This window comes from Pseudomonas sp. A (assembly GCF_056270345.1).
In genome coordinates, this window is sequence record NZ_CM149873.1 from 2,847,326 (window position 1) to 2,872,992 (window position 25,667).

Sequence of the window (25,667 nt, forward strand, 5' to 3'; positions counted from 1 at the left end):
GCCGCGAAAGGGCTGCAAAGCAGCCCCGGCGATCTTTGCATCAACGCTGAAATCCCGGGGCTGCTTTGCAGCCCTTTCGCGGCACAAGGCCGCTCCTACAAAGGGACAGCGTACGGGCTCATATGAGCTGCGCTATCATGCGGCCAGCTGTTTTCAGGTTGAGTTAAGGACCGGTGGTTAATCTTAACCCCGTAGACAAATTACATATCTCGCTGGAGAGAACCTCATGAAAACTTTGACTGCCCTTGTTACTGCCGCTGCCCTGACGTTTGGCGCCAGCGTTGCCCTGGCCGATGTGCCGGCTCACGAGATCAGTGGCCTGGAAAAGGCCGGTACCGTTCAGTCGCTGCAAAAAATCGCAGACATCGCCAAGGCCAAGCACCCGGGCGCCACCATCACCGATTCCGAGCTGGAAAACACCTATGGCCGCTACGTGCTCAAGGTCGAGCTGCGTGATGCGCAGAACGCCGAGTGGGACGTGGACGTCGATGCCAAGACTGGTGAAGTGCTGCGGGACGCCCGGGACAACTGATGGGCGATCTACCGCGAACGACGCGCTATCTTGCCTTCGCATTGATGACCGTCTGCTCGCTGGCCGCCGCGCGCGACCTGGATCAGGATGAAGCCCTGGCCCTTCGGCAAAAGGGCATCATCCTGCCGCTGGAGCAACTGCTCGAGTCCGCCCTGGGGCGTTACCCCGGGGCGCGGCTGCTGGAGGCGGAGCTGGAAGAGAAGCACGAGCGCTACGAGTACGAGGTCGAACTGCTGACCCCGGCCGGCGTGGTGCGCGAGATCAAGCTCGACGCCCGCACCGGCGAGTTGCTCAAAGACGAGGAAGACGACTGAATGCGCCTGCTGCTTGTCGAGGACAATGTCCCCCTGGCCGACGAACTGACCGCCGCCCTGCAACGCCAGGGCTACGCCGTGGACTGGCTGGCCGATGGCCGCGACGCGGTGTACCAGGGCCAGAGCGAACCCTACGACCTGATCATCCTCGACCTCGGCCTGCCCGGCTTGCCGGGGCTCGAGGTACTGGCGCAGTGGCGCGCGGCCAGCCTGGCCACCCCGGTGCTGATCCTTACCGCTCGCGGTTCCTGGGCTGAGCGGATCGAGGGGCTCAAGGCCGGCGCCGACGATTACCTGAGCAAGCCCTTCCACCCCGAGGAGCTGCAACTGCGTATCCAGGCCTTGCTGCGCCGGGCCAAGGGGCTGGCCAACCAGCCGAAGCTGGAAGCGGCCGGCCTGCACCTGGACGAATCGCGCCAGTGCGTGAGCCGCGAGGGTATCGATGTCCAGCTCACCGCGGCCGAGTTCCGCCTGCTGCGCTACTTCATGCTGCACCCGGGGCAGGTGCTGTCCAAGAGCCACCTGGCCGAGCACCTGTATGACGGTGAAACCGAGCGCGACTCCAACGTGCTGGAAGTGCACGTCAACCACCTGCGGCGCAAGCTCGGCCGCAGCGTGATCGAGACCCGTCGCGGCCAGGGCTACGTATACGCCGGGAGCGCCGCGTGAAGTCGATCCAGGCGCGCCTGAGCCTGGGCCTGGTGGCGGTACTGGTGGTGGTGGGGCTGGCCCTGGCGCAGTTGACCCTGTGGCTGTTCGAGGCCGGTCTGCAGCGCTACCTGGAAGCGGGCCTGCGCAAGGAGAGCGAGAACCTGCTGGTGGCGCTGGTGCGCGGCCCGTCCGGCTTGCAACTGGACGAGCGACGGCTGTCGGCGGCCTACCAGCAGCCGTTCTCGGGCTACTACTTCCGCATCGATTTCGACCAGGGTACCTGGCGCTCGCGTTCGCTGTGGGACCTGGACATGCCCAAGCCCGGCAAGCCCGGGCTGGATGACGGCCACGAGCTGGGGCCCGAGGGCCAGCAACTGCTGGCCTATCGCGGCGATTACCGACGCCTGGGGCAGGACATCTCGATCAGCGTGGCCCAGGACTATTCGCCGGTGCGCGAGGGCTTCCGGCACATGCAGCAGATCGGCCTGGGCCTGGGCCTGGTGGCGTTGCTGCTGGTGCTGGTGCTGCAGCGCATCACCGTGACCCGCTCGCTGCGCCCGCTGGAACGGGCGCGTCAGCAGATCGCCCAGCTGCAGCAGGGCCAGCGTTCGCAACTGGACGCCGAGGTCCCCAGCGAGCTGCAACCCTTGGTGGACCAGATCAACCATCTGCTGGCCCATACCGAGGACAGCCTGCGGCGCTCGCGCAATGCCCTGGGCAACCTCGGTCATGCCTTGAAGACACCCTTGGCGGTGCTGCTCAGCCTGGCCGCCAGCGAGCGCCTGCAGGCGCTGCCCGAGGTGCGTGCGCAGATGCGCGAGCAACTGGAGCAGATACAGCAGCGCCTGGCCCGCGAGCTCAATCGCGCACGCCTGGCCGGTGACGCGCTGCCGGGCGCGCAGTTCGACTGTGATGCCGAGTTGCCAGGGCTGCTGGCGACCCTGGGCATGATCCATGGCGAAGGCCTGCTGCTTGAGCGCGATGTACCGTCCGGCCTGTTGCTGCCCTGGGACCGCGAGGACCTGCTGGAACTGCTCGGCAACCTGCTGGACAACGCCTGCAAATGGGCCGACAGCGAGGTGCGCCTGGGCATCGCGCCGACCGCCGAGGGTTACCGGCTGTGGGTGGACGACGATGGTCCGGGCATCCCTGAGGCGCAGCGCCTGCAGGTGCTCGAGCGCGGCTCGCGGCTGGACGAGCAGGTCGATGGCCATGGCCTGGGGCTGGGTATCGTGCGCGATATCGTCGAGGCCTGGGGCGGGCGCATCGCGCTGCTGGAAAGCCCACAGGGCGGGCTGCGGGTCAGTATCGAACTGCCGCGAAAAGGACGTTGATCGGCGTGCACAACCCCCTGTAGGAGCGGCCTTGTGCCGCGAAAGGGCTGCGCAGCAGCCCCGACGATTTTGCATGATGTTAGAGATCGTGGGGCCGCTACGCGCCCCTTTCGCGGCGCAAGGCCGCTCCTACAGGGGATTGCAAAACTCGGATCAACCCTGCAAAAAAATTGCAGTTCAGCCGCAGTTTTTTGAATTGGCCCGCCATTGCCCACACCCGGCACAATCCCTCCCCACGAAACCCTGCGGTTTCCATCTCTCCATGGACGGAGCCCCTTGCGCCACTGCATTGCGCAACACAGGGCCCAGGCCGGTCGCGCTGGGCTTTCTTTTTCCGCACAAGAACACGATCCGAATACCTCGATGTCTGCCTCGCGTCCCCAATCCCGCTTTCAGCGCCTGCTTCCGGCGCCCCTGAACATTCCCAAGAAAGAGTGGCTGCGCGCCGGCGTCGGCGCGCTGCTGGGCCTGTTTCTCGCCGGCTATCTGTGCAGCCTGGCCTACGGCCCATCCATCGCCCTGCACCTGCTCGGCCCGCTGGCGGCCTCGGCGGTACTGGTATTCGCCGTGCACTCCGGGCCCCTGGCCCAGCCCTGGCCGGTGCTGGGCAGCTACGCCCTGGCCGGCGTGGTGGGCCTGGCGATGCGTCACGGATTTGGCGACGGTCTGTGGGTCGCGGCGGCGGCGCTGGCTGTGGCGATCCTGGTGATGTGCCTGCTGCGCTGCCTGCACCCGCCCGGTGGCGGCGTGGCGGTGAGCGCGGTACTGGCCGATCCGGGCCTGGTGGCCATGGGCGACCACCTGCTCGAACCGGTGCTGCTCAATGCGCTGGTGCTGGTGGGCGTGGCGGTGCTGTACAACCGCCTGACCGGGGTGCGTTACCCGAAGGGCGCGGTGCCGCGCAAGGACCCGCACCATACTCACGATCCCCTGCCGGGCGAGCGGGTCGGTATCCGGGGCGAAGACCTGGACCAGGCCCTGGCAGAGATCGGCGAGTTCGTCGACGTCACCCGCGACGAGCTGGAGCGCATCATCCTGGCCACCGAGCAGCATGCCTTGCAGCGCAGCCTGGGCGGTATCACCGCGCGCTCGGTGATGTCCCGCGACGTGCAGACCGCGACGCCAGCCACCACCTTGGAACAGGCCTGGAAAATGCTCGCCAGCCACCATCTGAAGACCCTGCCGGTGCTGGAACACGGCCGCCTGGTTGGAATCGTCAGCCTCAGCGATCTGATCGGCGCGGCAATGGCCCGTGGGCGGTTCAGCTGGCGCGGCCTGTTCCGTCGCCAGTCCGTGCGCCTGGAACAGGTAATGAGCCGCCAGGTGATCAGTGTCGACGGCGCGCAGCCCCTGGAACGCTTGCTGCCGTTGCTCAGTGAACAAGGCTTGCACTGTCTGCCGGTGCTCGACGGCGAGCGCCTGGTGGGAGTGATCACCCAGACCGACCTGATCGCCGGCCTCAAGCGACACCTGCTCAGCGCCGCCGCGCCGGGCTCAGATCACCGGGTCCCAGCGCTGTGACCAGTCGCTTTCGCCAGCGGCCACCAGCCGACGCAACACGCTGAAGGCCTGCTGCAAAGCCTCGCTGTCGCGTTCGCGGGCGTGCACCAGGAAGGTCGGGTAGGTAAATTCCGGCGCCTGGGGCACGCGCTCGAACACGCCGCTCTGCAGGTAGGCCTGCACCACCCGCGTGCGGAAATAGCCGCTGCCGCCGCGGTCGAGGATGAACTGCAGGGCCAGCGGCCCGAGGTTGAAGCTCAGGGCCGGGCGTGACAGGTCGGGCAGGGCGGCGTCGTGCTGGCGGCGGAACGCCTCGCCCCAGTCGATGTAGACATACGGTTCGGGCGCATCGACCCGACGCACGCGGATCAGCTTCTCTTCCATCAACTGCTCGACCTGCAGGCCCGGTCCATAGGTTGGCTGGTAGACCAGCGCGGCGTCTAGCAGGCCCATCTCCACCTTGCGCAGCAGCGATTCACCGTCGCTGACCTCGCAGCGGATGGCGTGGCTGGGCAGCTCCCGGTGCAGGGCGCTGACCCAGTCGAGCAGCATCGGGTTGCCCAGGCTCACTTCGGCGCCCACGTGCAGCACCTGCTGGCAGCCCTGGGGCAGCGGCAGGTCGCGGCGCGCCGCTTCCCAGGTTTGCACCAGCTGGTTGGCATAGCTGACGAACGCCTCGCCGTCGCTGGTGAGGCTGGCGCCATTGCGGCTGCGCACGAACAGCTGGCAGCCCAGTTGCTGCTCCAGGCGTTGGACCCGGGCGCTGATCGCGGTCTGCGACACGAACAGGCGCTCGGCGGCGGCAACCAGGCTGCCGCAGCGGACGATTTCCAGGAAGGTGCGGGCCTGATCGATGTCCATGGGGCGCTTCTGTGGCTGAAGGGGTGCCCTATTCTAGAGGCTTTGCACCGTTGTGGGGCGCTTAACCGGGTAATTGCGCCACCAGGCTGGCGAAGGACGGGCGTGCCATCACATCGGCCTGTTGGCAGCGCAGCGCCAGTGCCTGCAACGCGTGCTCCTGCTCGGCGCACTGCTGCAGCAGTTCCTCCAGCAGGATGCCGAAGGCGCGCACCTCCAGGCGTTCGAGCGCCTGGGCCCCGCCATCCTGCGGATGGAACGAGGCGGCGCCGAAATCACCCAGCAGGCACTGGCCATCGTCGTCGAACAGGATGTTGTGGGCATAGAGATCGCCATGGCTCAAGCCACGCTCATGCAGGTGGGCGCAGACCGAGGCGATGCCGCCGGTCAGGCGGCGCAGGGCGGGCAAGGTCAGGCGGCGGTTGTCCGGGTAGCGGTCGCGGGTGCAGCTTTCGAGGCTGGGCGGACCGGCCAGGTTCGACCAGTGCGCGTCGATCAGTTGCATCACCAGGGCCGGCAGTTGTTGCGGGTGGTCATCGATGCGTCCGGCCAGGCGCACCAGCTGCGGGTGGTCACCGGCGGCAATGCAGGCGCTCATTTCTGCCAGTGGCGAGCCATCGCTGGTGATCGCGCCCTTGTACAGCTTGACCGCCACCGGGGCATCCTGGTCGCGCAGGCGGGCACGGTGAATCACTCCGGAGGCGCCACGGCCGAGTTCTTCTTCAAGGTCGATGTCCTGCCAATGCAGCACCGGGCAGTGCCCGTCCGTGGCGGGGGCGACCAGGCCCGGCGGCAGCGGGTTGTCGGCATACGCCAGCCAGGCCAGGCGTGGCATGCGCAGCAACCAGTCGGGCAGGGCTTGCAGGCGGTTGCTGGCGACGCGCAGCAGCTCCAGTCGCTCGCAGCGCGCCAGGCTTTGCGGCAGGGCGCGCAGGCAATTGCCGGCGAGCATCAGTTTCTGCAGCTGAGCACAGTCGCCCAGGGCTTCGGGCAGTTGTTCCAGCGCGTTGTCGGTGAGCACCAGCGAACGCAGCGCGGGTGGCAGCGCCTGGGCGTCGACCCGGGTGATGCGGTTGCTCCTGAAACCTGCGGTCTCGAGTGCCTGGCAACGGCCGATGGCGTGGGGCAGGTGGGTAAACCGGTTATTGGAGCAGAACAGCACCTTGAGCCGGGTCAGGCGGTGCAGGTCCGCGGGCAGGTCACTCAGCCTGTTGCCGGTGAGGTCGAGTACCTCGAGGCTGTCGGCCAGGTCGAAGATCTCCCGGGGGAAATCGGTCAGCTCCTGGCAGAGGTTCAGGCGGGTGATGCCGCGCAGGCGGCCGGCGCGCAGGTCGTCGAGGGTATGCATGGGACTGTTCTGTGTTCGGGGGCGAGCATTGTAAGCGCTCGGGTGCGGCAAATCTGCATATGGGTTGCGACTTAAGTCCGATGGCGGCGCCGTCACCCCGGTCCATACTCAAGGTTCGCCCTTCAATAACAACAAGTACCGGGTTGCGAACCAATGACCTATCAGCACAGCTACGCCCATTCCATTTCCGATCCCGCCGACTTCTGGCAAGCCCAGGCCGAGCAGCTGGCCTGGCAGCGCAAGCCGACCCAGATCCTGCAGCAGAACACCGACGGCACCCACCGCTGGTTCGCCGACGGCCGCCTCAACAGCTGCCACCTGGCCCTCGACCACCAGATCGAGCAGGGCCGCGGCGAACAACTGGCGCTGATCTACGATTCGCCCGTGACCGGCGTACAGCAGGCCTTCACTTATAACCAGCTACGTGACGAAGTCGCGCGCCTGGCCGGCTTGTTGCGCTCATTGGGCGTGGGCAAGGGCGACGGGGTGATCATCTATATGCCGATGGTGCCCCAGGCGGCCATGGCCATGCTCGCCTGCGCCCGCATCGGCGCGGTGCATTCGGTGGTGTTCGGCGGCTTTGCCGCCAACGAACTGGCCCTGCGCATCGACGATGCCCGGCCGGCGCTGCTGCTCACGGCCTCGTGCGGGATGGAGTTCGACCGGGTGATCGAATACAAGCCCCTGGTCGACCGCGCCCTGCAGCTGGCCCGTCATCAGCCGCGGCATGTGCTGGTGCTGCAACGCCCGCAGGTGCGCGCCGAGTTGCAGGCCGGGCGCGACCTGGACTGGCAGCATGCGCTGGTCGGCGCCGAGCCGGTGGCACCGGTGGCGCTGGACGCGGGTGACCCGCTGTACATCATGTACACCTCCGGCACCACCGGCAAACCCAAGGGCATCGTGCGCGAGAACGGCGGCAACGCGGTCGCCCTGTGCTACGCCATGCGCCATGTCTACGGCATGCAGGCGGGCGATGTGTGGTGGGGCATTTCCGATGTGGGCTGGGTGGTCGGCCATTCGCTGATTGTCTACGGGCCGCTGATGAGCGGCTGCACCACGGTGTTCTACGAGGGCAAGCCGATCCGCACCCCGGATGCCTCGGCCTACTGGCGGGTGGTGGAGCAGTACAAGGTCAACGGCTTGTTCTGCGCGCCCACCGCCATGCGCGCGATCCGCAAGGAAGACCCGGACGGTGAGCTGATCCGCCGCCACGACCTGGGCTCGCTGCGCCAGCTGTTCCTGGCCGGGGAGAAGCTCGACTCCAGTACTCATGAATGGCTCGAGCGGGTCAGCGGCAAGGCGGTACATGACCACTGGTGGCAGACCGAGACCGGCTGGCCGGTGACCGCGCCCTGTGTTGGCCTTGAAGGCAGCGCGGCGCGGCCGGGGTCGAGCAACCGCGCGGTGCCGGGCTACCACGTGCAAGTGCTGGACGACGACGGCAAGCCGTTGGGCCCCAACCAGCAGGGCGCCATCGTCATCACCCTGCCGTTGCCGCCGGGCTGCAGCCAGACGCTGTGGGGCGATCACGAGCGCTACCTGCAGGCCTACCTGCACAGCTATCCGGGCTATTACCACACCGGTGACGGCGGCTACCTGGACGAGGACGGCTTCGTCTACATCATGGGGCGCACCGACGATGTGATCAACGTCTCCGGGCATCGGTTGTCCACCGGTGAGATGGAGGACCTGGTGGCGCGTCATCCGGCAGTGGCCGAGTGCGCGGTGATCGGCGTGCACGACGAGATCAAGGGCCAGGTGCCGTTGGCGCTGGTGGTGCTCAAGGACGGCCAGGGCATTGGCGAGGCGCAGTTGCAGGGCGAACTGGTGGGCAGCGTGCGCGAACAGATCGGCGCGCTGGCCTGCTTCAACCGGGTGCGCCTGGTCAAACGCCTGCCCAAGACCCGCTCGGGCAAGATCCTGCGGGCGGTGTTGCGCAAGATTGCCGATGGGCAGGACTACGTGCCGCCCTCGACACTGGATGATCCGGCGGTGCTGGGCGAGATTGAAGGGGTGCTGGCGGACCTGCCCAGGGCAGGTTGAAGTCATCGCGGGGCAAGCCCGCTCCCACAGAAGTGGTGCCGATCTTGAGAGCCAGCCCTTTCAAGGTCTGTGGATGCGAAGATTGTTGAGCGAGTGAGGGCCACCAAGTGTTCGCCGCAACCTTTGCAGCGCCTATAAAATCGAGCGCCGCGCGGGCGGCGCTCGATTTTATAGGCGCTACAACTCTAACGTTGAACACCTTGAAAGGGCTGATCTTAAGAGCTGCGCGGACCCTGTGGGAGCGGGTTTACCCGCGAAGAGGCCCGCTCAGGCGATAGAGCGTTGGGCCCCCACCTGGTGCAACTGCCCCAACCGGCTGCGCGTGCGCATCAGGTCGGCCAGCGACCCGTCCAGGCTCTGCTCCAGTGGCCGCTTGCCGATCACCGTCACCTGGCGGTCCTGGTCGTACAGCACATCCACCAGGTTGACGAAACGCTGCTGTGCCGCCTGCGAGCATTCGGCCAGGTCGTCCAGGCCCTCGATGATCCAGTGGTCATAGCGTTCGGCCAGGGCCAGGTAGTCGATCACCGCGGTGGGCTGCTCGCACAGGTCGTGAAAACTGAATACGACCTGGCGTCCCTCGCTGGCCAAGGCGCGCAACGGGCGCTGGTTGACCTCCAGTTGCAGTGGCTGCGACGCGGGTAGCCGCAAGCGCACGCGCTGCTGCGCGTCGCCCGGCCAGACATAATGCCCCTGGGTAAACCGCTGATGCTCATGGTTGGCCGGCAGGCTGCGAAAATCCGTGTCACCGTTCACTTCCAGCACCTGCATGCGGCTGGTGATCAGGCGGATCACCGGCAGGAAGCGCTGGTGGTACAGCGGGTTGGGCAGCAACCCCTCGGGGGCGTAGTTGGAGGTGACCAGCAGGAACACGCCACGGGCGAACAGGGCATCGAACAACCGGGTGAGCAGCATGGCGTCGCCGATGTCGTGGACGTGGAACTCGTCGAAACACAATACCCGGCAATCCCCCAGCAGTTCGTCGAGAGTCGCCTCCAGGGCATCGTCCAGCGCCCGATGGCGATGCATCCCCTGGTGCAGACGGGCGAAGAAGTCATGGAAGTGCAAGCGACGCTTGGCCGCCGTCGGCACGGCCTGGAAGAAGCCATCGAGCAGCCAGCTCTTGCCACGTCCGACCGCACCGTGCAGGTACAGGCTGCGTGCCTGGCCCGTCGCGAGCGCGGCCAACTGCGTGGCCATCGCTGCGATCACCTGTCGTTGCCCGTCACTCAGGGTGTAGCCGCGTTCGGTCGCGCGGTCCTGGAAGTAGTTCGCAAGGGCGCTGTGCGCAGGTGGCTCGTGACGCAAACGTTGGCCGAGCAGACGCAAGGGCGCGGGAATCCAGGTGGACAAGTGACAGGCTCCTCGGGGCGGATCTGGGGCAGGGCGCAGCTTGCGCGACGCCGGGCATTTTGACCAATCGAGAATTTGTCGGGCAATGATCGTGAAATACGATAGGTCAGGCCTTGTGCTCCAGCTGTCGCTCGATCATGTACTTGATCGCCAGGCGGCGCTCCTTGAGATGGCGCAGGTCGTCGTCCTGGAAGTTGCCGGCCGAGATCGACTCGGCAGCCAGCACCTGGTTGTCGATGTCCATGTACTCGTCGAGCAGACGGTCGAGCTGCGGGTCGTGCTGGCGTCGCTGCTGGACGATCTCGCGGGGGTAGTGCAGGTCCTGGTAGAGGTCGTGGGAAACAGGCATGGCGTCCTCCTTGTGATGCGCCGATGGGGTCTATCTGGTTGGAAGGGAGGAATGCGATTGTGTTGAGGCAAGGAGGGGGAATTGCGACGAATGGTTGTCGTGGAGACTATCGCGGGGCAAGCCCGCTCCCACGCCAGAACACTTTGCCTTTGGGAAATCATTGCGCAGAGCATCGTCTGCGTGGGAGCGGGCTTGCACCGCGAGAGGGCCGGCAGAAACCCCACAAATTCGGGCTGGTACAACTAACCTGCTGTTTTTCTGCGTTTTTTTCAAAAAAAAGCTTTCCACCTCGAAAAAAGGTTGTTAAAGTGCCGGCCATTCCCAAGCAGCAACACACGGCGCTGCAAGGGGGTTGTCAGTGAGGCAGTGAGTCAGTCACTCGCCAGATCCGATACAGGGGCGTCGCCAAGCGGTAAGGCAGCAGGTTTTGATCCTGCCATGCGTTGGTTCGAATCCAGCCGCCCCTGCCATTTTTCAAGCTATACCTTCTCCTTAAATCGCCTTTCGGCGATTTTTTCGTTTCTGCCTACCGGTTTTCCAGCAGCTCGGCCAATGCCTGGGCGAGGGCGTGTTCTTGCACCGGTTTCTGCAGCACCTGGCACCCCGGCAACTCCAGCCCTTGCAACTGCGCGTAGCCAGTGAGGAACACCACGGGCAGCCGTGGGTAGCGCTCGCGGGCCGCCAGGGCCAACTGGGCACCATTGAACTCGGGCATGGCGAAGTCGGTGAGCAGCAGGTCGATGCGCTCGTCGAGCAGCGCCATGGCCTGCTTGCCGTCATGCGCCTGCTGCACCTCATAGCCTTGGCGGCGCAGCAGGTCGCCGATCATCTCGCGCACCAGGTGGTCGTCGTCCACCAGCAGGATGCGCCGGTCCGTGCCCTGGCCGGACGGCGGACGCAGTTCGTCCTGGCCTGCCGTCAAGGCATCGGCGCGGGCCTTCACCGCTGGCAGGTAGACACTGACCAGGGTTCCGCGGCCCGGCGTCGTGTCGATGCGCACGCCGCCGCCGGACTGCTTGGCGAAGCCGAACACCTGGGCCAGCCCCAGGCCCGAGCCCTTGCCGATGTCCTTGGTGGTGAAGAACGGTTCGAACGCCTTGGCCAGCACGTCCTCGCTCATGCCGCAGCCGCTGTCACGGATGCTCAGCACCACATAGTCACCGGGCTCCGGTTCTTCCGGGCGCTGCGCACGAGTGCTGACCCGGGTGTTACGTGTGGCCAACGTCAATTGGCCTCCCTCGGGCATCGCGTCGCGAGCGTTGATCGCCAGGTTGAGGATGATCATCTCGGTCTGGGTCGGGTCGGTCAGGGCCTGCCACAGGCCGCTGTCCAGCTCCAGGCGTACCGAGATGCTGCCGCCCAGGGTGCGGCGCAGCAGTTCCTCCAGCCCCGAGAGTGTACGGTTGAGGTTCAGCGGCACCGGCTCCAGCCGCTGCTTGCGGGAGAACGCCAATAGCTGAGCGGTCAGTTTGGCCCCGCGCTCGCCCGCCTCGCGGATGTGCTGCAGGCGGTTGTGGGCCTTGTCCAGCAAGCCCTTGTCCAGGTCGCTTTGCAGGAAGCTGGCGCCGGTGAGAATCACCGTCAGCAGGTTGTTGAAGTCGTGCGCCACCCCGGCGGTGAGCTGGCCGACCGCTTCCAGGCGCTGCATCTGCTGCAGCGCGGCCTCGATGCGTTCACGCTCGGCAATCTGCTCGCGCAGGCGCTCGTTGGCCTCGGCCAGGTCCAGCACCGCCTCGCGCTCGCTGGAGATGTCGCGGGCGACTACGTGCAGCAGGTTGTCGTCCGGCACCACTACCCATGACAGCCAGCGTTGCTGGCCTTCGGCATGCAGGATACGGCCGACGAAGCGGGCGCTGGTGCGCCCCTGGGACAGCGCGGCCAGTTCGGTGAGCAAGCTTTCCTGGTCGGCCTCCGGCAGCAGATGCAGCAGCGAGATCTGCGCCAGGCGCTCGCGAGGGAAGCCCAGCGCCGTCTCCCAGGCCGGGTTCAACGCCACGGGAGTCAGGTCCTTGTTGAGCACTGCCAGCAGATCCTGGGACAGCTCCCAGGCGCGGTCACGCTCGCGGGTGCGGCGCTCGACCCGCTCGCCGAGCATTTCGTTGAGCTGTTCCAGCGCCTGGGTGGCCTGGCGCTGCTGGTGGATGTCCTGCAACACGCCGGAAAAACGCACGCACAGGCCGTCGACGAACTGGGTCTGGCCGGTGGACAGCAGCCAGCGTGGCTCCAGCGCGCCGGTCTGGGCGATGCGGAATTCGGCGCGGTAGTGGCCGTCGCTGTCCGCGCGCATGGCCTGCTCCACCGCGTCGCGCACGCGCGGCAGGTCGTCGGGATGGATGCCGGCGTAGAACACCTCGAGGCTCATCCGGGTGTCGCCGGGCAGCCCGAACAGCATCTTGCAGCGATCGTCCCAGACCATCTGCCCGTCCTGCGGATGGTAGTCCCAGGTGCCCATGCCGGCGGCGTCGATGGCGATGCGCGCGCGGGCCTCGGCCTGGGCCAGGGCCTCTTCGGCGCGGCGCCGGCGCTGGCGTTCCTGTACCTCGGTCAGCGCCCGGCGCACCGCCTTGGGCAGCAGCGGCAGGTTCTTCTTCAGTACATAGTCGGTGGCGCCGAGGCGGATCATCTCCACCGCGTGCTCCTCGCCGTAGATGCCCGAGAGGAAGATGAACGGAACGTGCGGGGCCAGGCGCTGCGCGGTGGCCAGCACGTCGGCGCCGGAGGAGCCCGGTAGCACGCAGTCGCACAGGATCAAATCGTAGGAGGCTTCGCGCAGGGCATGCTCGGCACCGACATGGTCGAACACCAGCCGCGATTGCACCTGCAACCCGCTGCGCTCCAGGCGCACCAGGATCAGCTCGGCATCCATGGCGCTGTCTTCGACCATCAACAGCTTCAGCGGGGTGTGCTGCATCGTGCTCGCCTCAATTGCTGCCGCGTCGGTTCAGGCGCAACGAACCGGGTGGTGGTTCGTTGAGCACCGCCCAGAACATGCCGAGGTCGGAGATCGCGGTGACGAACTCCTTGAACTCCACCGGCTTGACCACGTAGGCGTTGACCCCCAGCTCATAGGCCCGGCGCAGGTCAGGGCCTTCCCGCGAGGAGGTCAGCATGACGATGGGGATGCTGCGCAACTCGGCGGTGTCGCGCACCACCTTGAGTACTTCCAGGCCATCGACCTTGGGCAGCTTGAGGTCCAGCAGCATCACCGCCGGGTTGCCATCATCGCGTTCGGCATAGGCGTTGCGTCGCAACAGGTAGTCCAGCGCGTCGGCGCCATCGCGCACGACGATGACCTCGTTGGCCAGTTGGCTGCGCTCCAGGGCGAGCAGGGTCAGTTCGAGGTCTCTGGGATTGTCTTCGACCAGCAGGATGGGTTTGAGCATGATGTCCGGCCTCAGGCAGACGTGGGGTGGAGGGGTAGGGTGAAGTGGAAACTGGCGCCCTGGTCGATGTGTCCCTCGGCCCAGACCCGGCCATCGTGGCGCTCGATGATCCGCCGTACGCTGGCCAGGCCGATGCCGGTGCCCTCGAATTCTTCCATGCGGTGCAGGCGCTGGAACACCCCGAACAGCTTGTCGGCGTAGGCCATGTCAAAGCCTACGCCATTGTCGCGCACATGGAACTCGATCTCGTGCCGGTGGCGCACGGCACCGATCTCGATGCGCGCCGGGTCGCGGCCACGGGTGTACTTGATGGCGTTGGCGATCAGGTTGTGCAAGACCATGTTGATGAAGGCCGGGTCGGCGATCACCTTGGGCAGCTCGGCGATTTCCCAGACGATGGCGCGGCCGGCGTAGTCCGGGGCCATCTCGGCGCGAATGGCATCGATCAGGGTGTTGAGGTCGACATCGGACAGGCGCAGCGCCGAGCGACCCATCTGCGAGAAGTTCAGCAGGTTGTCCACCAGGGTGCCGGCGAACTGCGCGGCATCCTCGATATGGCCGAGGAAGCGCTTGCCGCGTTCGGACAGCTGCGCGCCCTCGGTCTCGCCGAGCAGCTCGCTGTAGCCGGCGATGTGCCGCAACGGCGCGCGCAGGTCATGGGACACACTGTAGGAGAACGCTTCGAGTTCCTTGTTCGAGCGTCTCAGCTCGCCGGCCAGCTGCGCCATTTCCTCGGCCTTGCGCAGGACGATGCCGAGCACCGCGCCGCGCAGCTCCTGCACGCCTTCGATGATCAGCGGATCCCAGGGCGCGCTGAAGCCGCGCACTTCCTCCTGCCAGCGTTCGAAGCTGTGCCGCGGGTTGAGGTTGCCTTGGGGGGCCACGGTCTTCTCCGGGCGGCCGGCCCAGTTCACCGTATGGGCCTGCTCGGGGCGGAACCACAGCAGATAATGCGAATGGATCTGCGAGATCGCCACCGCCAGCACGCCGGCGGCATGCCGGGCCAGTTCCGGTAGCTCATCGATATCGCGCCGCACGTTGTCGGTATGGAACACCGCGTCGCCGCCGCGCCACGCCAGCCAGTGCGCCAGGGCGTTGACCTGCGCCGCCGGCGGCGTTGCGCCGATCAGGTCGCAGCGTTCGGCGCTGATGATCGCCGCACCGGTGGCCCCGGCGAACTGCAGCATCACCTCGGGCAGGGCCAGCAGGCCGTCACTGACGCTGTCGTGATCGGCCATCGCGGCGAGCATGCGCACGATGCGCTGGCGCAGGTCGAGGAGCTGGCGGGTGCTGTCGTGCGACTCGATGGCCTCGATCTGCAGCGACAGCACGTTGGCCAGCAGCTCGCAGGCGGTGCGGGTCTTGAAGTCCACCGGGCGCGGTTGCTCGTGGTGGCAGGAGACCAGCCCCCAGAGCCGGTCGTTGACCACGATGGACAGCGACATCGAGGCCAGGGTGCCCATGTTGCGCATGTACTGCAGGTGCACTGGCGAGACGCTGCGCAGCGCGGCGAAGCTCATGTCCAGGGCCTTGCCGGTGCGCGGGTTGGCGGCCGGCACCAGCGGCGAGGGCTGGTAGTTGGCGTCCTCGATCACCCGGATACGGTTGATCCGGTACAGCTCGCGGGCCTGGCGCGGGATGTCCGAGGCCGGGAAGCACAGCCCCAGGTAGCTGGGGTAGCCAGGGTCGGCGTCCTCGGCCAGGACCGTGCCGGTGCCCTCGCTGTCGAAGCGGTAGGCCTTGACCCGGCCGAAGCCGGTGATGCGCTTGATCTGCCGCACCGACTGCTGCAACAGCTCGTCGATCCGGGTGGCCTGGTGCAGGGTGCTGACGAAGGCGCGGACCAGGGGGTAGTAGTCGTCCTTGCCGGTGTTGCCCGGCGGGTTGCGCAGAGGCTCGAACTCGAGGATCAGCACCTGGTCGTGACGGTGGGCCAGCACCCGTAGCGCGGTGGGCCAGGGCGCGCCGTGGTGCAGGCGCGCATCGCCGATGTGGAACGGGAAGATTTCATCGTCGGGCAGGTTCGCCAACTGTTGGCGCAGGTCGAAGCCTTCGCCGACCAGTTCGGCGAAGGCCTGGCCGGCCAGGGCGCGGGCCGGTACACCCAGCCAGCGCTCGGCATTCTCGCTGGCCTGGAGCACGCGCAGGTCGGTCTCGTCCAGCACCAGCAGGAAACCCTGGGGCTGAATGCTGCCCGGAACCTGGATCGGCTCCTGGGCACAGCGCTCGATTGCCTGCTCGAGCGAGGTCGGGTCGGTCGTCACGGGACTCTCCTGTTAGGGTCCGTCCACGCATGGGCCATGCGTATGCACAGGATATTGTTGGTGAACGGTATCAGAATGGCGGCCGCTTTGCCGGGGTCTGGTTATTTGAAAGGTGAGGGGTGCCAGGGTTTCGTGGCTGGGGGGAAATTTTCCTGTGGATGCGTGTGTGGCGGCCAGGTGCCTGGCGACAGGTTTGCAGCGCCTATGAGATCGAGCGCCGCCCGCGCGGCGCATCGCGACGCAAGGCCGCTCCTACATCTATGGTTACCCCCATTTCTGCAATACTGTACTGAGATGTGCGTGAGTTTGGTTTGCGTCAATCTATACGGCGTCGTGTGGGAGGTTGGTCCCGCGCCTCGATGAAAATCGCGCCCGACGAGCCTAGATATTTGTTCGGCTTCTGAAGCCGAGTAGGAGCTCAGGTTGATCGCCAGGCCGGTATACCGTTCACGTCATCTGTGTGCAGCATCGCAAAACCAGGTGGGTTGTTACTCGTGTGTCTGCAGGGTCAAGCGTTCATGGCGCTTGACCCTGCATTAAATTCGCTGTGGTGTGCCGTGATGGCCCAGGCGATTCGGGCCAGTTTGTTGGCGATAGCGCACACCACCAGGTTGGGGTGGTGAACACGTAGCAAGCCACGTACCCAGTCCGCCAGCTTGCCGGTTTTGCGCTCCAGCCCAATCAGATAGACCCTCGCGCACTGGATCAGCAGTCGTCGCTGATTGCCGTCGCCCCGCTTGCTGATTCGCCCCAGGCAAGGTTTGCCGCCTGTCGTGTGCTGCCTGGGAACCAGGCCTATGGAGGCTGAATAATTTCGCCCACAGCGGAACTGCTTACCATCACCCAATTCCGCAGCCAGGGCGGTAGCGGTGATCGGGCCAATACAAGGTATCGACATCAAACGGGAAGCAAGATCATCGCTAACGGCCTGGCTATGCACTTCCTTGTCCAGAGCCTTGATCCGATCATCGAGATAGCGGAAGTGGGCATGTAGGTCCAGCAACAGCTTCTTGATCAACGGTGAGAAGGTACTGTCGTCCAGCAGAATGGGGAGCTCCCGGACCGCCTTGAAGGTGGGTGCCAAACTGACCCCCACCTCGAGCAAATAAGCGTGGATGCGGTTCATGGTGGCAGTACGGTCTCTGATGAAGCTGTCGCGCAGTGAATTGAGCATCGCCAGCGCCTGCTGGGCCTCGGTTTTGGGAGGCACGAAGCGCATCTGATCGCGGGTTGCCGCCTCACCGATAGCGGCAGCATCGGCAAAGTCATTCTTGTTGCTTTTCACGTAGGGGCGAACGAACTGTGCGGGAATAAGTTTGGGCGTATGACCCTGTCTCGTCACCTCTCGCGCCATGAAATGAGAGCCACCACAGGCCTCCATCGCCACCGTGCAGGGCGCAAGATTGGCAAGGTGGCGGATGAGTGACTCACGGTTGAACCTGCGGTGATAGAGCTCATGACCCCGATCATCCTGAGCGTGTACATGGAAGCTCAACTTTCCCAGGTCGATGGCGATGATGGCGACAGTGTTCATGGCGTTGCACTCCGATAGGCACCCTGTGAAAGCTTAGAGGGCTGACACAGGGTGGGGCGGGGGTAGCCATTTCATTATTTGTTGCAACGTGCCGAACCTGTCAGACCATGGTTGCCCGCCTTGGCGCATGTCTTGAGACAGGTGGAGCGGCAGTAGTGCCCACGCTGAGACCGCGTCGTACCAACAAGGCGGACCAGGTGATGGCACAGGATTGACTGGCCCGAAACAGATGTAGGAGCGGCCTTGCGTCGCGATGCGCCGCGCGGGCGGCGCTCGGTCTCACAGGCGCTAAAAAACTCACGTCGAACACCAGGGCAGAAACTGATTTCCCGGCACAACTCTACCCAGCCCTTTTCATTAATGCCAAAGAGGGGTAGGCCCACCCCGGCCCGGATCCAATCGCGCTGCTACGCTCAAACTCAACCCATACGCACAAGGATCGACCGGTGACGGAGCGCTTAGTGGCCATGCTGTTGGGCCTGTTGTTGAGTGGCAACGCCATGGCAGCGGATTTTCTCGTTGAAGTGCAGGTGCGCGTGCAGCGCGGCTGCATGCTGGTCAACCAGCAGCGCGACGCCGGCCCGCAGGCACTGGGGCGCATCGACCTGGGCAGCGTGGCGCGCCTGGACGGCCCGGGCGCGCCGGCCAGTGGTGTGCTGCTCGCCCAACGCCCGCCGCGCCTGGAGTGCAACCCGGACACCCCGTACCAGGTGCGTGTCGATGGCGGCCAGCACGGCGGCGTCGGCGAAGTGCGCTACCTCGCCAGCCCCGATGCCCAGGCCCGGCCGATTCCCTACCGCCTTTACCGTGACGCCGCCTGGCGCCAGCCGCTGGCGGTGGACGTGGCGCAATCGGCGCGGGTGCCGGACAGCGGCTCGGTGGAACTGCCCCTCTACGCACGGATCGACACGCTGGCCTGGGCGCCCCGCGCCGGGCTGTACGCCGACTTGCTCAAAGTTACGGTCACCTGGTAGGGAGGCTGCATGCTCATGGACGCGTTGCACCGTGGTTCGATCCTGCTACTGACCCTGGGCCCGCTGCTGCTGCCCAGCGGCGCGGCCCACGGCACCACCACCGGTTTCATCCAGGCGCGCCTGGTGATCAGCGCCGCCTGCCAGATCAGCAGCGACCCGCAGCCGGCCGCCCTGGGCAACCCGGGCCTGATGGACTTCGGCGCCCGCGGGCCGACCTGGGACCAGCCGCTGACCAGCCGGGTCGACGAAGCCGGCGGCGAGGGCAGCCTGCAGATCAGCTGCTCGCCGCAGGTGCGCGCCTTCAGCGTGCGCATCAACGGCGGACAGAACGGCACCGACGGCGTGCGTCGCCTGAGCAATGGCCGCGAACTCATTCCCTACCAATTGGCCATCGACCCGGGCGGCAACAGTCGCTACGACATCGGCCAGGCCCGTACTTTCACCATCAGCGGCACCCAACAGGTGCCCGTGCCCATCTATGGCGTGGTGGTCGCGCAACCGCGCGCGCTGCCCGCCGGGCTGTATCGCGACACCCTAAGGGTGACCCTGGACTGGTAACACGCAAGGAGATTCCGATGCCCAAGCACCTCACCCGCTGCATCCTCGCCGGCCTTGGCCTGGCCTTGGCCGCCCAGGCCCAGGCCGCCACCGTGACCGGCACCATCAGCTCGACCCTGACGCTGACCGCCGCCTGCCAGGTCAACGGCAGCGGCGGCAGCTCGGGGCTGAACTTCGGCAGCCTCAACTTCGGCACCCAGGACTCGCTGTTCACCACCGCCAATGGCCAGGTGCTCGGCGGCGGTGGCGGGGCCATGAGCATTCTCTGCTCGGCAGGCACGGTGCCGACGATCAAGGTGCGTGCCGGTACCCATGACTCGCAGTCCGCCGGCGGGACCCGGGCCCTGGCCGATGGCGCGGGCAATTTCGTGCCCTACGACTTCTACACCGACGCTGGGCACACTCAGCTGCTGGCGATCGACGGCACCATCACCCTGCCGACCAGCACCGGCGTGGCGCAGACCGTCAACCTGTACGGTCAGGCCCGCGGCAAGGCCGGCCTGCCGGCCGGGGTGTACACCGACACGGTGGCGGTCGAGCTGAGTTTCTGAGCCATGCCGGGCACGGCGCGGCTGTTGGCCGTCGGGCTGTGCCTGGCGCTGACCCAGGGTGCCCACGCGGTCACCACCAGCACCTTCCAGGTGACGGCGCAGATCGTCGCCGGCTGCCTGGTGGTCGGCGGCGTGACCGCCTATGGCGTGCTCGACTACGGCACCAGCTCGGCGCTGTCCACCGCCACCCTGAGCACCTCGCTCGGCGGCAGCACGGTGACTTTCCAGTGTACCCCCGGGGTGGCCCTGAGCATGAGCCTGGACGGCGGCCAGAACAGCGCCAGCGGCACGCGCAACCTCAAGCGTTCGGGGGGGACGCAGCTGCTGGCCTACCAGCTGTACCGCGACGCCGCGTTCAGCCAGAGCCTGAGCATCGGCAGCAACGTGGCGGTGAGCTACAGCGACCCGACGGCGATCAAACTGCCGGTCTATGGCCGTACCACCCTGACCGGCACCCTGCCGGCCGGGACCTATACCGATGTCGTGCAAGTGACGGTGACCTGGTGACAGGCCGCCGCGAATAACCGAGAAGGAGAGGGGCATGGGGGCAGGCGCGAAACGGGCGCGTGGGATCATCGGGCTGCTGCTGTTGGCCAGCTGCGCATCGGCCTTCGCGGCCACTTCGGTGCTGATCTGGCCGATCGACCCGGTGCTGGAGGCCGACCAGAAGGCCGGCGCGCTGTGGCTGGAAAACCGCGGCTCGGCGCCGACCAGCCTGCAGGTGCGGGTGTTCGCCTGGCGCCAGGGCGAGTACCAGGAGCAGTTCCAGGCCCAGCGCGAGATCATCGGCAGCCCGCCGGTGGCCACTATCGCGCCGGGGCAGAAGCAACTGATCCGCCTGACCCGCACCGGCAGCTCACCCGCAGGCCAGGAGCAGGCCTACCGCATCATCATCGACGAGATCCCTTCGCCGCTGCCGGCCGATGCCGCCAGCGAAGGGCCGAAGGCGGCGATCCGCCTGCAGATGCGCTACTCGGTACCGCTGTTCGTCTACGGCGAGGGGCTGTGGGGCAAGCCCGACCCGGAAGGCAGGCGCAGTGCCGAGGGCGTGGGCAAGCCGCAGTTGAGCTGGCGCGCGGTGAGCGTACAGGGCAAGCCCTATGTCGAGCTGCGCAACACGGGGCCAGTGCATGCGCGGCTGACCGATGTGGTACTGCAGCAGGCCGGCCAGGACCGGCCGCTGGTCGAAGGGCTGCTTGGCTACGTGCTGCCCGGCGCCAGCATGCGCTGGCCGGCACCGGCCACGCCGGGCGCCGCCAGCGTGCTCAAGGGGCGGGTCAACGGCCAGGAGGTGGCCCAGGCCATCAAACAGGGGCAATGAGCCGCGCTTGAACGGATCACAGGGGCCAGGGAGGACCCGGTAATGGTTGGAAATCGTGTGTGAGCTGGGTGCGGGTGGCAACGCACCGGTTGTGGCTGGGCCTGGCGGTGCTGGGGCCCGGCCTGGGCGTGGCCGACGAGCTGCCGCCGCCGCCCTCGGAACAGGCCGCCATCGCCGACGCCACGCTGTACCTCGACCTGCTGGTGAACCAGGTGACCAAGGCTGAGCTGGTGCCGGTGCAGCAGCGCGCCGGGCGCCTGTACCTGGCCAGCGAGGTGTTGCGCGAGGCGGGCATCAGGCTACCGGGCCAGCCCCAGGGTGAAGTGGCCCTGGACGAGATCCCCGGCCTGCACAGCGACTACGACAGCCAGAACCAGCGCCTGCTGCTGCAGGTGCCGCCGGCCTGGCTGCCCGACCAGCAGGTCGGCGAGCGCAACCTGTACCCGGCTAGCGACGCCCGCAGCAGCTTCGGCGCCTTGCTCAACTACGACGCCTACCTCAATGACACCGACGAGGGCGGCAGCTACCTGGCCGCCTGGAACGAGCTGCGCCTGTTCGACGACTGGGGCACCTTCTCCACCACCGGGCAGTGGCGCCAGTCGTTCAACGGCGCCCAGGCCCAGGGCCGCCAGGGTTTCCTGCGCTACGACACCACCTTCCGCTACACCGACGAGCAGCGCCTGCTCACCTATGAGGCAGGCGACCTGGTGACCGGCGCGCTGCCCTGGACCACCTCGGTGCGCGTGGGCGGCCTGCAACTGTCCCGCGACTTCGGCGCCCGTCCCGACCTGGTCACCTATCCGCTGCCGGCCTTTGCCGGCGAAGCCGCCGTGCCGACCTCGCTGGACCTGTTCATCAACGGCTACAAGAGCAGCAGCACCGAACTGCAGCCGGGCCCCTACACACTGACCAACGTGCCGTTCATCAACGGCGCCGGCGAGGCCGTGGTGGTGACCACCGACGCCCTCGGCCGGCAGGTGTCGACCACCTTGCCGTTCTACGTCACCAGCAGCCTGCTGGCCAAGGGGCTGTCGGACTTCTCGGTGGCCGCCGGCAGCCTGCGCCGCGACTATGCCGTGCGTGATTTCGCCTATGGCCCGGGCGTGGCCTCGGTGACCTTGCGCCACGGGGTGTCCGACTACTTCACCCTGGAAACCCATGCCGAAAGCGCCGAGTCGATGATGCTCGGCGGCCTGGGCGGCAACCTGCGCCTGGGTACCTTCGGCGTGCTCAACGCGGCGCTGACCCAGAGCCGTTTCGAAGGCGATACAGGGCAGCAGGTGGCGCTGGGCTACCAGTACAACAGCCGGCGCATCGGCTTCAACTACCAGCGCGTGCAGCGCCACGGCGACTACGCCGACCTGTCGCTGGTCGACAGCCCCTTCACCCGCCTGAGCCAGCGCAGCGAGCAGGCCACCCTGAGCCTCAACCTGGACCGCTACGGCAGCCTCGGCGCCGGCTACTTCGACGTGCGCGCCGGCGACGGCACGCGCACGCGGCTGATCAACCTGAGCTGGAGCAAGCCGCTGTGGCGCAACAGCAGCCTGTACCTGTCGGCTAACCGCGAGGTCGGTGACAGCCAGTGGGCGGTGCAGGCGCAGCTGGTGATCCCCTTCGACCTGCGTGGCACCCTGGCCTTCAGCGCCGAGCGCAGCAAGGACGGCCAGGACCTGCAGCGGGTCAACTACAGCCAGGCGGTGCCGGTGGGCGGCGGGGTGGGCTACAACCTGGGCTACGCCACCGGCGGCAACCGTGACGACTACCGCCAGGCCGACCTGACCTGGCGCCTGCAGTCGGTGCAGCTGCAGGTGGGCGCCTACGGCAGCAGCGGCGAAATGACCCGCTGGGCCGACGCCAGCGGCTCGCTGGTGCTGATGGACGCAGGCTTGTTCGCCGCCAACCGCATCGACGACGCCTTCGTGGTGGTCAGCACCAGCGGCTACGCCGACGTGCCGGTGCGCTACGAGAACCAGCAGATCGGCCGCACCGACCGCAACGGCCACCTGTTGGTGCCGTACAGCAGCGGCTACTACCGCGGCAAGTACGAGATCGACCCCATGGACCTGCCCGCCGATGTGCTGGCGCCACAGGTGGAGCAGCGCGTGGCCGTGCGCCGTGGCAGCGGCTACCTGCTGGAATTCCCGCTCAAGCGTGTGCTGGCGGCGAGCCTGGTGCTGGTCGATGCTGACCAGCAGGAGCTCAAGCTGGGCAGCCGGGTACGCCACCAGGAAAGCGGCGGCGAGGCGGTGGTGGGCTGGGATGGGTTGGTCTACCTGGAGAACCTGGCGCCGCACAATCGCCTGCAGGTGGACAAGGCCGATGGCGGCCAGTGCCAGGTGGCGTTCGACCTGCCTGAAGGGCAGGGGCCGATTCCGTTGATCGGCCCGCTGGTGTGCCGATGAACCGGCTGATCCGTGGGGGCCTGGCAGGGCTATTGGCGCTGCCGGGAACGGTCTGGGCGTTGTGCTCGTCGGTGGCCACCGCGCCGGCGGCCTACGGCTCGGTCAACTCGACGCTGATACGCACCACGGTGCAGAGTGCCTCGACCACCAATGCCGGCCTGCAGTGCACCGGTTCGCTGTTGTCGCTGTTGACCAGCAATGACCATTTCTATGCCACCTTCACGTCGTCCAGCAGTGGGCTGGTGGGCCCGACCGGCGATGTCATCCCCTATACGCTCTACGCCGACAACACCACCAGCTACCCGATCAGCCGTGGCGTGCAGTTCGACTTCGCCCGCAACGGCATCATCGACGCCCTGGGCCTGCTCAACGGCACCACGCCCAAGACCGTGCCGCTGTACCTGAAGACCGTGGTCGGCGCCAACGTCGCCGCCGGCCTGTATCAGGAAACCCTGAACATCGCCTGGAGCTGGAACTACTGTTCGGGTATCGGTATCGGTGCCATCTGCCTGGGGCGCGACATCGGCAGCGGCAACCAGACCCTGCTGGTCAGCCTCACGGTGACCAACGACTGCCAGATCACCACGCCCAACATCAGCTTCGCCAGCGCGCCGGTGGTGGCCGGGTTTGGCACGGTGAACCAGAGCGTGAGCGTGTCGTGCACCAAGGGCAGCAACTACACGGTGGGGCTGGATGACGGGCAGAACGTCTCGGGCGGACGGCGGCGGATGAAGTCCAGTGCCAACAACTACCTGGCCTACGATATCTTCAAGAGCGCCGGCGTGGTGCGCTGGGGCTCGGTGGGCGCGGCGCGGCGCTCGAGCAGCGATGCCGAGGTGAACCCCGGGGCGGGGACCGGGACCGGGAGCCAGGTGTTCAACTACAACGCCAAGGTCTACACCGACCAGGCCACGCCGCCGGCGGCGACCTATACCGACAGTGTGATTCTGGATGTGCAGTTCTAGCGCGAAGCCTGGTGTTGCCGCTCTGACGCATTCGCGGGTAAACCCGCTCCCACAGCGATAGCGTACACCCTGTGGGAGCGGGTTTACCCGCGAACACCGGCGAAGCCGGTGCCAGCCTCAGTAATCAGCGCAGATCGCCAACCATCTTCAGCAACGTCTCCAGCACCGCCCCGGCCAGCGCCTTCGAGCGCTCGCCCGACCAGCCGGTGCGCGGGTTTGGCGCATCGTCGTGGTCCTTGAACGGCATCTCCAGGGTCAGCGACAGGCAGTCATGGGCCTGGCCCACGGCATTACACGCCAGGGTCATGTTGGCCTGGCCCGGTTCGTCGCGGGTGTAGCCGTATTTCGTCTGGAAGTCCTTTGTCAGGCTGCACAGGGTGCTGCGGAACTGCTCTTCCAGTTTGGCGATGCGCGGCGTGTAGCCGGGGTTGCCCTCGCAGGCCGCGGTGAACACATGGGGGATCTCCTCGTCGCCATGGGCATCGATGAACGCATCCACGCCATGCAGCTTCATCTGGCTCTGGGCGAAGAACACCTCGGGGCTCAGTTCGACGCTGGCGTCCTGCCAGGCGCGGTTGAGGTCCTTGCCCTTGAAGTTGGTGCGCAGGTGGCCGAGGAAGGCGCCGTCCGGGTTCATGTTGGGGATCAGGTACAGGTCGGCCTTGGCCAGCAGATCCTGGACAATCTTGTCGTTGGCCTCGAGGCGATCGATCACGCCTTCCATGAACCACTCGGCCATGTGCTCGCCCGGGTGCTGCTGGGCGATGATCCACAGCTTGCGCTTGCCGGTCGCACCATTGCCCGCGCGTAGCAGCGGAATGTCGCGCCCCTGCACGCTGCGCCCGCTGGCCAGCAGCTCGACGCCCGGGATCTGCTTGGCGCGCTCGATCAGCTGGTTGTGCCGGGCGCGCGGGTAGGGCTCGAAGTAGGCGAACCAGGCCTGCGCCTGTTCAGCCTCGAAGTCGAAGCTCAGGGCCTTGCCGTCGAACTGGCTGGGCACGCGGAACCAGGTCTGCTGGTCGTAGGAGGCCACGGCGTGGTAGCCGGTCCAGGCGTTCTTGTAGGAGGACTCGGCAGCGTTGTCCAGGCTGAAGCGATGGACCTGGCCCGGGGTCAGGCCGCTGGCCTTGAAGTGGAACCACTGGAAGTGGTCGCTGTGGCTGTCCTTGCGGATGTTCAGGTGGACGTGCGCAGGGTTGCTGGCGTCCAGGACCAGGATGTTGCCGGAGTCGAAATCGCAGTCGATGTGCAGCGGGGAGAGCGTCACGGTCATTGCCAGCCTCCTGTTGGCGTTGTTGTGACTGTACTCTACACCGCTTGGCGGCGGGGGTGCGCAGGTTAATTGGACTGGGGGCGCTCTGCGCCCCCTTCGCGGCACAAGGCCGCTCCTACAGAAGTGCGCGGTTTCCTGTAGGAGCGGCCTTTTGCCGCGA

22 protein-coding genes and 1 tRNA gene are annotated in these 25,667 nt (G+C 66.6%); 14 read left to right on the plus strand and 9 right to left on the minus strand.

From position 1 onward, the window contains the following. Window positions 1-226 precede the first annotated feature (226 nt). The 5 genes from AC0MAZ_RS12970 (at window position 227) to AC0MAZ_RS12990 (ending at window position 4,352) form a co-directional block, all read left to right on the plus strand. Complete coding sequence (locus tag AC0MAZ_RS12970) at window positions 227-532, plus strand: PepSY domain-containing protein (RefSeq protein WP_234562621.1); 306 nt, start codon at window positions 227-229, stop codon at window positions 530-532. Continuing rightward, on the plus strand, window positions 532-846 hold the full coding sequence (locus AC0MAZ_RS12975) for a PepSY domain-containing protein (protein WP_203647354.1): 315 nt from the start codon (window positions 532-534) through the stop codon (window positions 844-846). The genes AC0MAZ_RS12970 and AC0MAZ_RS12975 overlap by 1 nt, the downstream gene beginning before the upstream one ends. Beyond that, window positions 847-1,515, plus strand: coding sequence for a response regulator transcription factor (locus tag AC0MAZ_RS12980; RefSeq protein ID WP_232855886.1), 669 nt, complete (start codon window positions 847-849; stop codon window positions 1,513-1,515). Continuing rightward, window positions 1,512-2,831, plus strand: a complete 1,320-nt coding sequence (locus AC0MAZ_RS12985) for a sensor histidine kinase (protein ID WP_203647353.1) — start codon at window positions 1,512-1,514, stop codon at window positions 2,829-2,831. The genes AC0MAZ_RS12980 and AC0MAZ_RS12985 overlap by 4 nt, the downstream gene beginning before the upstream one ends. A gap of 363 nt (window positions 2,832-3,194) precedes the next feature. Further along, window positions 3,195-4,352, plus strand: coding sequence for an HPP family protein (locus tag AC0MAZ_RS12990; RefSeq protein ID WP_475861321.1), 1,158 nt, complete (start codon window positions 3,195-3,197; stop codon window positions 4,350-4,352). On the opposite strand, the gene AC0MAZ_RS12995 is transcribed toward AC0MAZ_RS12990, so the two are convergent. Continuing rightward, a complete protein-coding gene (locus tag AC0MAZ_RS12995) occupies window positions 4,326-5,192 on the minus strand; it encodes a LysR family transcriptional regulator (protein WP_232855889.1) in 867 nt (288 codons plus the stop codon). The two genes, AC0MAZ_RS12990 and AC0MAZ_RS12995, sit on opposite strands and share 27 nt — an antisense overlap. Window positions 5,193-5,253: 61 nt before the next feature. Beyond that, window positions 5,254-6,537: a leucine-rich repeat-containing protein kinase family protein gene (locus AC0MAZ_RS13000; RefSeq protein WP_475861322.1), complete on the minus strand. Its 1,284-nt coding sequence runs from the start codon at window positions 6,535-6,537 to the stop codon at window positions 5,254-5,256. A gap of 153 nt (window positions 6,538-6,690) precedes the next feature. Here AC0MAZ_RS13000 and AC0MAZ_RS13005 point away from each other — a divergent pair, with 153 nt between their 5' ends. Next, complete coding sequence (locus AC0MAZ_RS13005) at window positions 6,691-8,580, plus strand: propionyl-CoA synthetase (protein ID WP_475861323.1); 1,890 nt, start codon at window positions 6,691-6,693, stop codon at window positions 8,578-8,580. A 267-nt stretch (window positions 8,581-8,847) separates the two neighbouring features. Here AC0MAZ_RS13005 and zapE read toward each other — a convergent pair whose 3' ends face one another. After that, window positions 8,848-9,933, minus strand: a complete 1,086-nt coding sequence (zapE, locus tag AC0MAZ_RS13010) for a cell division protein ZapE (protein ID WP_254463531.1) — start codon at window positions 9,931-9,933, stop codon at window positions 8,848-8,850. Window positions 9,934-10,039: 106 nt separating this feature from the next. Next, complete coding sequence (locus tag AC0MAZ_RS13015) at window positions 10,040-10,282, minus strand: hypothetical protein (RefSeq protein ID WP_050705088.1); 243 nt, start codon at window positions 10,280-10,282, stop codon at window positions 10,040-10,042. 395 nt (window positions 10,283-10,677) lie between these two features. On the opposite strand from AC0MAZ_RS13015, the gene AC0MAZ_RS13020 reads away from it, so the two are divergent. After that, window positions 10,678-10,752 (plus strand) — tRNA-Gln (locus AC0MAZ_RS13020). A gap of 56 nt (window positions 10,753-10,808) precedes the next feature. Here the strand turns inward: AC0MAZ_RS13020 and AC0MAZ_RS13025 are convergent. The 4 genes from AC0MAZ_RS13025 to AC0MAZ_RS13040 all read right to left on the minus strand — a co-directional run bounded on the left by AC0MAZ_RS13025 (window position 10,809) and on the right by AC0MAZ_RS13040 (window position 17,463). Further along, window positions 10,809-13,193 carry a hybrid sensor histidine kinase/response regulator gene (locus tag AC0MAZ_RS13025; RefSeq protein ID WP_475861325.1) on the minus strand — a complete coding sequence of 795 codons (2,385 nt, stop codon included), beginning with the start codon at window positions 13,191-13,193 and terminating at the stop codon, window positions 10,809-10,811. A 10-nt stretch (window positions 13,194-13,203) separates the two neighbouring features. Next, window positions 13,204-13,665: a response regulator gene (locus tag AC0MAZ_RS13030; protein ID WP_050705090.1), complete on the minus strand. Its 462-nt coding sequence runs from the start codon at window positions 13,663-13,665 to the stop codon at window positions 13,204-13,206. Window positions 13,666-13,676: 11 nt separating this feature from the next. Then, complete coding sequence (locus AC0MAZ_RS13035) at window positions 13,677-15,929, minus strand: ATP-binding protein (RefSeq protein ID WP_475861327.1); 2,253 nt, start codon at window positions 15,927-15,929, stop codon at window positions 13,677-13,679. Between the two features lie 508 nt (window positions 15,930-16,437). Beyond that, a complete protein-coding gene (locus AC0MAZ_RS13040; RefSeq protein ID WP_475858338.1) occupies window positions 16,438-17,463 on the minus strand; it encodes an IS110 family RNA-guided transposase in 1,026 nt (341 codons plus the stop codon). A gap of 446 nt (window positions 17,464-17,909) precedes the next feature. On the opposite strand from AC0MAZ_RS13040, the gene AC0MAZ_RS13045 reads away from it, so the two are divergent. From AC0MAZ_RS13045 to AC0MAZ_RS13075, 7 genes are all read left to right on the plus strand, one after another. Then, window positions 17,910-18,437: a Csu type fimbrial protein gene (locus tag AC0MAZ_RS13045; protein WP_475861329.1), complete on the plus strand. Its 528-nt coding sequence runs from the start codon at window positions 17,910-17,912 to the stop codon at window positions 18,435-18,437. A 24-nt stretch (window positions 18,438-18,461) separates the two neighbouring features. Continuing rightward, on the plus strand, window positions 18,462-18,995 hold the full coding sequence (locus AC0MAZ_RS13050) for a Csu type fimbrial protein (RefSeq protein WP_203652676.1): 534 nt from the start codon (window positions 18,462-18,464) through the stop codon (window positions 18,993-18,995). Between the two features lie 17 nt (window positions 18,996-19,012). Next, the gene (locus AC0MAZ_RS13055; protein ID WP_475861330.1) at window positions 19,013-19,546 is read left to right on the plus strand and encodes a Csu type fimbrial protein; all 534 of its coding nucleotides are present in this window, start codon (window positions 19,013-19,015) and stop codon (window positions 19,544-19,546) included. Window positions 19,547-19,549: 3 nt separating this feature from the next. Then, window positions 19,550-20,053, plus strand: a complete 504-nt coding sequence (locus AC0MAZ_RS13060; RefSeq protein WP_475861332.1) for a Csu type fimbrial protein — start codon at window positions 19,550-19,552, stop codon at window positions 20,051-20,053. A gap of 34 nt (window positions 20,054-20,087) precedes the next feature. Further along, window positions 20,088-20,867, plus strand: a complete 780-nt coding sequence (locus AC0MAZ_RS13065; RefSeq protein ID WP_203647344.1) for a fimbrial biogenesis chaperone — start codon at window positions 20,088-20,090, stop codon at window positions 20,865-20,867. Between the two features lie 68 nt (window positions 20,868-20,935). Further along, a complete protein-coding gene (locus AC0MAZ_RS13070; RefSeq protein WP_475861424.1) occupies window positions 20,936-23,269 on the plus strand; it encodes a fimbria/pilus outer membrane usher protein in 2,334 nt (777 codons plus the stop codon). Further along, window positions 23,266-24,234 carry a Csu type fimbrial protein gene (locus tag AC0MAZ_RS13075; RefSeq protein ID WP_475861333.1) on the plus strand — a complete coding sequence of 323 codons (969 nt, stop codon included), beginning with the start codon at window positions 23,266-23,268 and terminating at the stop codon, window positions 24,232-24,234. The genes AC0MAZ_RS13070 and AC0MAZ_RS13075 overlap by 4 nt, the downstream gene beginning before the upstream one ends. 124 nt (window positions 24,235-24,358) lie before the next feature. On the opposite strand, the gene AC0MAZ_RS13080 is transcribed toward AC0MAZ_RS13075, so the two are convergent. After that, the gene (locus AC0MAZ_RS13080) at window positions 24,359-25,507 is read right to left on the minus strand and encodes a M14 family metallopeptidase (protein WP_475861335.1); all 1,149 of its coding nucleotides are present in this window, start codon (window positions 25,505-25,507) and stop codon (window positions 24,359-24,361) included. Window positions 25,508-25,667: the final 160 nt, after the last annotated feature.